General features: G+C 70.9%; 6 protein-coding genes. 4 read left to right on the forward strand and 2 right to left on the reverse strand.

The window, feature by feature from the left end:
* Positions 1–4: 4 nt before the first annotated feature.
* Both argH and AB0K28_RS24185 read left to right on the forward strand, forming a co-directional pair.
* Positions 5–1,435 (forward strand): argininosuccinate lyase, encoded by a 1,431-nt coding sequence (gene argH / locus AB0K28_RS24180; protein ID WP_364373843.1) that lies wholly within the window; start codon positions 5–7, stop codon positions 1,433–1,435.
* A complete protein-coding gene (locus tag AB0K28_RS24185; protein WP_364373846.1) occupies positions 1,417–2,106 on the forward strand; it encodes a DNA-3-methyladenine glycosylase in 690 nt (229 codons plus the stop codon). The genes argH and AB0K28_RS24185 overlap by 19 nt, the downstream gene beginning before the upstream one ends.
* Here the strand turns inward: AB0K28_RS24185 and AB0K28_RS24190 are convergent.
* Positions 2,046–2,447 (reverse strand): PH domain-containing protein, encoded by a 402-nt coding sequence (locus AB0K28_RS24190; RefSeq protein ID WP_364373848.1) that lies wholly within the window; start codon positions 2,445–2,447, stop codon positions 2,046–2,048. The two genes, AB0K28_RS24185 and AB0K28_RS24190, sit on opposite strands and share 61 nt — an antisense overlap.
* Positions 2,448–2,533: 86 nt before the next feature.
* Between AB0K28_RS24190 and tyrS the strand changes: the two genes are divergently transcribed.
* Positions 2,534–3,799 carry a tyrosine--tRNA ligase gene (gene tyrS, locus AB0K28_RS24195; protein WP_345386205.1) on the forward strand — a complete coding sequence of 422 codons (1,266 nt, stop codon included), beginning with the start codon at positions 2,534–2,536 and terminating at the stop codon, positions 3,797–3,799.
* Between the two features lie 91 nt (positions 3,800–3,890).
* Here tyrS and AB0K28_RS24200 read toward each other — a convergent pair whose 3' ends face one another.
* Positions 3,891–5,363 (reverse strand): glycosyltransferase family 39 protein, encoded by a 1,473-nt coding sequence (locus tag AB0K28_RS24200; RefSeq protein ID WP_364373851.1) that lies wholly within the window; start codon positions 5,361–5,363, stop codon positions 3,891–3,893.
* Between the two features lie 106 nt (positions 5,364–5,469).
* On the opposite strand from AB0K28_RS24200, the gene AB0K28_RS24205 reads away from it, so the two are divergent.
* A complete protein-coding gene (locus AB0K28_RS24205) occupies positions 5,470–6,069 on the forward strand; it encodes an HAD family phosphatase (protein WP_364373854.1) in 600 nt (199 codons plus the stop codon).
* Positions 6,070–6,595: the final 526 nt, after the last annotated feature.

The raw sequence follows: 6,595 nt of genomic DNA on the forward strand, positions 1-6,595 counted from the left end.
GTATATGGAGGACACAACGGTGAGTGATGGCAAGCCGATGCGGCTGTGGGGCGGACGCTTCGAGAGCGGCCCGTCCGACGCGCTGGCCCGGCTGTCGGTGAGCGTGCACTTCGACTGGCGGCTGGTGCCGTACGACCTGGCGGCGTCCAGGGCGCACGCCCGCGTGCTGCACCGGGCGCAGCTGCTGACCGCCGAGGAGCTCGAGCGCATGATCGGCGCGCTCGACGACCTCGAGCAGGCCTGCAAGGCCGGCGAGTTCCGCCCGACGGTCGCCGACGAGGACGTGCACACCGCGCTCGAACGCGGCCTGCTCGAACGGCTCGGCTCGCTCGGCGGCAAGCTGCGCGCCGGCCGCTCGCGCAACGACCAGATCGCCACCGACCTGCGGCTCTACCTCCGCGACCACGCCCGCTCGATCGTCTCCCGCCTGGTCGAGCTGGAGACCGCGCTCATGGCGCAGGCCGAGCAGCACGCCGAGACCGCCGCGCCCGGCATGACCCACCTGCAGCACGCGCAGCCCGTCTCGTTCGGCCACCAGCTGCTGGCCCACGTGCACGCCTTCGCCCGCGACGTCGACCGGCTCACCGACTGGGACAAGCGCGCCGCGATCTCCCCGCTCGGCTCCGGCGCGCTGGCCGGCTCGTCGCTGCCGCTCGACCCGCAGGCCGTGGCCGAGGAGCTGGGCTTCTCCGCCGCCGCGCCCAACTCGATGGACGCCGTCGCCGACCGCGACTTCGCCGCCGAGTTCCTCTTCGACGCCGCCATGATCGGCGTGCACCTGTCGCGGCTGGGCGAGGAGATCGTCCTGTGGGCCTCGCAGGAGTTCCGCTGGATCGAGATGGACGACGCCTACTCCACCGGCTCGTCGATCATGCCGCAGAAGAAGAACCCCGACGTGGCCGAGCTGGCCCGCGGCAAGTCGGGCCGCCTCATCGGCAACCTGATGTCGCTGCTCACCACGCTCAAGGGCCTGCCGCTGACCTACAACCGCGACCTGCAGGAGGACAAGGAGCCGGTCTTCGACGCCGTCGACACCCTGCTGCTGGTGCTGCCCGCCATGGCCGGCCTGGTCGCCACCATGCGCGTCAACACCGCCCGCATGGAGGCCTCCGCCCCCGACGGCTACGCCCTCGCCACCGACCTGGCCGAGCTGCTGGTGCGGCGCGGGGTGCCGTTCCGCGAGGCGCACGAGGCCGTCGGCCACCTCGTCGTCTGGTGCCAGGTCAACGACAAGGACCTCGGCGAGCTGACCGACGACGAGCTCGGCAAGGTCTCGCCCCACCTGACCCCCGACGTGCGCGACGTGCTCAGCGTGCCCGGCGCCCTCGCCGCCCGCAAGGCCCACGGCGGCACCGCGCCCGACCGCGTACGCGACCAGCTCATCGCCCTCCGCGAGGCGGTCGACGCGCAGGCGGCATGGGCAGCGGGCAGCTGAGCTCCGCACCGCTGCCGCGGAGCTTCTTCGACCGGCCGTCCCACGAGGTCGCGCCCGACCTGCTCGGGCGCGTGCTCGTGCACGGATCCGTCGCCGTACGCCTGACCGAGGTCGAGGCGTACGGCGGCCCCGGCGAGGACCCGGCCGCCCACACCTACCGCGGCAAGACCCCGCGCAACGCCGTCATGTTCGGCCCGCCCGGCCACATCTACGTCTACTTCACCTACGGCATGCACTTCTGCGCCAACCTGGTGTGCCTGCCAGAAGGCTCCGGCTCGGCGGTGCTGCTGCGCGCGGGCGAAGTGGTCGAAGGGGTGGCCGAGGCCCGCGCCCGCCGCTCGTCCGGCCGGCCGGTGCCCGATCGCGACCTCGCCCGCGGCCCCGCCAGGCTGACCGTCGCCCTCGGCCTGCTGCGCGAGCACAACGGCCTCGACGCCGTGCTCGACGGCTCACCCGCCGGGCGCCCCCACCAGTCGGCCACCGTGCTCGCCGGCCGGCCCGCCGACCCCGCGACGATCAGGTCAGGCCCCCGCACCGGCGTCTCGACCGCCAAGGAGACCCCATGGCGGTTCTGGATCGACGGCGACCCGACCGTCTCCCCCTACCGCGCTCACGTGCCACGGCGCCGCAACGCCGCGGCCACCTCCGTCGGCGAGGCACCCAAGTCGTGAGGGCTGAAGATGTGCAGGTAGTCGCCGGTGTCGATCTCCAGCATCTCGCTGCGCAACCCCCACCGCCTGCGCACGTCCACCTTGATGTCCCAGATCGACTCCCACGGCACGTGCCGCCGCCCCGCGAACCCGTGCACCACCGTGATGCCGCTCTCGTCGGCCGCCAGCCGCACCGGCGCCAGCACGTCGCGCAGCCCCATCGCGGCCAGCAGAACCATCGCGGGAACCGCCAGGATCACGCCGCGGAAATCATCCCCCGCCCACCAGTGAACGCCGAGCCCGGCACACACCAGAGCCCCTAAGATCTTGAAAACGGCCAGCTCGCGACGGACCCTCCACATGGGCACCCAGCGTATCCAAGTGGCGCGCATCCGCACCGATCGGGCAGGCTAAAGGCACCGACATCCGACAGGAAAGCCAGATCACCGTGACCGACTTCCTTGACGACCTCGCGTGGCGAGGCCTGATCGCCCAGTCCACCGACCTCGACGCGCTGCGCGCGTCCATGGCCAAGGGACCGATCACGCTCTATTGCGGTTTCGACCCGACCGCACCGTCCCTGCATGTCGGTCACTTCGTGCCGCTGCTGACGCTGCGCCGCTTCCAGCAGGCGGGCCACCGCCCGATCGGCCTGGTCGGCGGCGCCACCGGGCTCATCGGCGACCCCAGCGGCCGCAACACCGAGCGCTCGCTCAACGCCGCCGAGGTCGTCGAAGGCTGGGTCGAGCGGCTGCGCGGCCAGGTCGGGCGCTTCCTCGACTTCGACGACCCGTCCAACCCCGCCCTCATGGTCAGCAACCTCGACTGGACCGGCGAGCTGAGCGCCATCGACTTCCTGCGCGACATCGGCAAGCACTTCCCGGTCAACCGCATGCTCGCCAGGGAGTCCGTCTCGGCGCGGCTGGCCGGCGAGGGCCTCAGCTACACCGAGTTCAGCTACCAGATCCTGCAGTCCAACGACTTCCTCGAGCTCTACCGCCGCTACAACTGCACGCTGCAGATCGGCGGCAGCGACCAGTGGGGCAACATCACCGCGGGCGCCGACCTGATCCGCCGCGTCGAGGGCGGCCACGTGCACGTGCTGACGCTGCCGCTCATCACCAAGGCCGACGGCACCAAGTTCGGCAAGACCGCGGGCGGCGCGCTCTGGCTCGACCCCGAGATGACCTCGCCGTACGCCTTCTACCAGTACTTCCTCAACTCCGACGACCGCGACGTGATCCACTACCTCAAGGTGTTCACCTTCCGCGGCCGGGAGGAGATCGAGGCGCTGGAGAAGGCCGTCGCCGAGCGGCCCTTCGCCCGCGAGGCCCAGCGCGCGCTCGCCGAGGACCTCACCGAGTTGCTGCACGGCAAGGAGGAGCTCGACGCCGTCGTCGCCGCCTCCAAGGCGCTGTTCGGTCAGGGCTCGCTGGAGGAGCTGCCGGCCGCCACGCTCGGCGCGGCGCTGGCCGAGGTGCCCAAGGCCGACATCCCGGCGCTCGGGGCGCCCTTCATCGACCTGCTCGCCGACAGCGGTCTCGTCGAGTCCAAGTCGGCGGCCCGCCGGGCGGTCAAGGAGGGCGGCGCCTACCTCAACAACCGCAAGATCACCGACGAGGCGTACGTGCCGGGCGCCGAGGACCTGCTGGCCGGGCGGTACATGGTGCTGCGCCGCGGCAAGAAGTCGATCGGCGGCGTCGAGGTCAGCTGACCTCTCCTTTCCATGGGAGCGCCCGCCCTGCCGGAGTCTCCGGGGAGGGCGCTTCCTTGCGCGCCTCCGCTGACGTCTCCGGCAGGTGCTTCTATCGAGAGCGCCCGCCTGGCTCCTGAGCCTGCCTGCGCCGCCGCTCTGTGCCCTGCGTGGGGGTCCTCGTGGCGCTTCTACGGGAAGCCCGGCTGGGCCGGTCGGCGCGGGTGAACAGGGCGACCGTCAAGCCGGGCAGGTCGGCCGAGTGCTTGGCCGTCTCCAGCTCGTACCCGGCCCGCCGGACCTCCTCGACCCGCGGGAGGCCGTCCTCCTTGAGCCCGGAGTCCTTCGTGCCGCGCCACACCACCCAGACCCGCTCGTGCCCGGCCAGTGCCGCCGCGACGTCGGATTGCTCCGGGTAGCCGAACCCCTCGGGGTCCGGCGCGTCCCCCGAGCGCAGGACGTCCACCGGCATGAGCGAGCCGGCGTAGTAGTCGAAGCCGGCACGCAGCTGGCTCTGCCCGTAGACGATGGCGTCGTCCGGCTCGGCCTTGATCACCCGCAGCGCCCAGGGGATGTTCTCCATCCGCCCGTTCTCCTCGCGTACGTCCACATGCTCGGGCAGCGCGACCAGGCAGCCCAGCACCACGACCGCCACCCCGGCCACCACCTGCAATCGCGGCAGGCTCGCCACCGCCAGCCCGGCGAGCAGCGCCAGCGCGGGGGCGGTGACGAAGAGGTAGCGGTCCACGTACACGGGAGTGACGAGCCAGGAGACCGCCAGCAGCAGCATCGGCGGCAGCACCAGCCACCCCGCGACCGCCGCGGCCCAGGCGCGCACGCCGTTCGGCCGCCACAGCAGCACGGCGCCCGCCAGCGCGATCGCGAACAGCGCGACGCCCAGCACCTCCGCCTCCGCCGCCATCTTCGGGAACGTCAGCAACACCTCGGGCCCGCGCTGCGGGATCCAGCTGATGGCGTGCCGCTCCCCGTACCCGATCAGGCCCAGCACCGCCGCGGGCACGCACCCCACGGCGAGCGCGGCCGCCATCCTGCCCAGCACCTCCCGCCGCACCAGCAGCGCGTGGGCGGGCAGGACGAGCACCGCGAACAGGTGCGTGCAGCACACGAGCGCCACCGCCACCCCGTACGCCGCCCACCTGCGCCCGCTCGGCCGCTCCAGCGCCCGGTGCAACGCCCAGAACGCGAAAACCACCGCTGCCGCCGCGAACGCGTACGACCTGGCGAAGGCCCCGTAGTAGGACACCGATGGCAAGATCGCGAACAACCCCGCCGCCACCACGCCCGCGCGCGTGCTGTGCAGCCGCCGCCCCAGATCCACCAGCAGCCACGCCGCCACGCCGATCGCCACCGCCGACGGCAACCGCAGCCACAGCTCCGCCGAGCCAGCCTTCATCCAGAAGTGCATGAAGAGGTAGTAGGGCAGGAAATGCCCGTCGATGTGGCGGGCCAGCTCGACCATGCCGGCGAGCGAGCGTGAGGCGGCGCTGATGGTGGCCAGCTCGTCGCCGTTCAGGGTGCTGGCGCCGGTGCCGGAGAAGGCGGCGAGTCCGCCGAACAACCCCATCCACCAGGCGGTGAACGTGCGCCTGTGTGTGGCTGGACGTGCTGGAGGTGTGAGAGTGGCGACGGAGTTCACCCGAGCCAGGATACGTCCGGTTATGGTCGGAGACATGGCGAACGTGATCGTTTTCGACCTGTACGGGGTGATCGCCCGTACACAGGGGGACGCGGCCAGGCGACGGATCGAGGAGCTCGCCGGGGTGGCGGGGGAGTCGTTCTGGGAGGCGTACTGGGCCTGCCGGCCTCCGTACGACGCCGGCCAGGACGGCACCGCCTACTGGACCGCCGTCGCCGACCGGCTGGGCGTGCGCTTCGCGGACATCCCCGCGCTCATCGCCGCCGACCTCGACAGCTGGTGCCACGTCGATCCCGCGATGGTCGAGCTGATCCACGAACTCGCCGACCGGGGGCACCGCCTGGGGCTGCTGTCCAACATCATCGCGGAGCTGGTGCCCGTCTGGGAGTCCCGGCACAGCGAGTGGCTCGATCGCTTCGAGTCGCTGACGTTCTCGTGCCGGGTGGGGGTGGCGAAGCCGGATCCGCGGGCGTACGAGATCTGCGCGGAGCGGATGGGGGTGGCGCCGGGGGAGGTGCTGTTCATCGACGACCGCGAGGAGAACGTGGTGGCGGCGCGGGCCGCGGGCATGAAGGCCGAGGTGTTCGTATCGGCTGAACAGGTACGCGAGCTGGCCGGCGCCCCCGCCCGGTGACGCCGCCCTTACCCCGCCGGCGGCCTCTTCTCACCTCCCCGGGCGGGGCGATTTGACGAGTCGCGGATCGCCGCCTAATCTTTCACTTCGCCCCGGGGAGTGAGCCGGACGCCGGTCAGGCGGACGGGCCTCCAGGGCAGACCCCTTGAAGTAACGAGCCAACTCGGCGCAGCCGCTTCGGTGTGCTGTCGCATGGGTTCGTCTTAGGGCGCGCCGAATCACCGAAAAACCGGTTGATTCGACACGGGCCCGATGACACGGTAAGTTACGAGGGTTGCCCCAGATCGGGGCAGGCAATCTTGGAAGTTCGAACCACTTCCCGTCAAGTCGCAAGATTTGACAAGGATCCGGGCGAACTGATAAGATTGAGGAGAACGAGATAGCGCCTTCTGGTCGAGATTCATCGCAAGTGAGTCTTCAGTCAGATGCATGCGTCCGTTTCTTGAGAACTCAACAGTGTGTTAAAAGCCAGTGCATGATGCACAACCCCGTCATATTTTTGACGGATTCCTTTGGTTGACATCCA

The organism is Nonomuraea sp. NPDC049504 (assembly GCF_040676845.1).
Taxonomy (GTDB): Bacteria; Actinomycetota; Actinomycetes; order Streptosporangiales; family Streptosporangiaceae; genus Nonomuraea; species Nonomuraea salmonea.

Bases quoted from the DNA above. Each gene is read 5' to 3' on its own strand.
- argH (WP_364373843.1), top strand. From the start codon at position 5: ATGGAGGACACAACGGTGAGTGATGGCAAGCCGATGCGGCTGTGGGGC.
- AB0K28_RS24185 (WP_364373846.1), top strand. From the start codon at position 1,417: ATGGGCAGCGGGCAGCTGAGCTCCGCACCGCTGCCGCGGAGCTTCTTC.
- AB0K28_RS24190 (WP_364373848.1), bottom strand. From the start codon at position 2,447: ATGTGGAGGGTCCGTCGCGAGCTGGCCGTTTTCAAGATCTTAGGGGCT.
- AB0K28_RS24200 (WP_364373851.1), bottom strand. From the start codon at position 5,363: ATGGGGTTGTTCGGCGGACTCGCCGCCTTCTCCGGCACCGGCGCCAGC.
- AB0K28_RS24205 (WP_364373854.1), top strand. From the start codon at position 5,470: ATGGCGAACGTGATCGTTTTCGACCTGTACGGGGTGATCGCCCGTACA.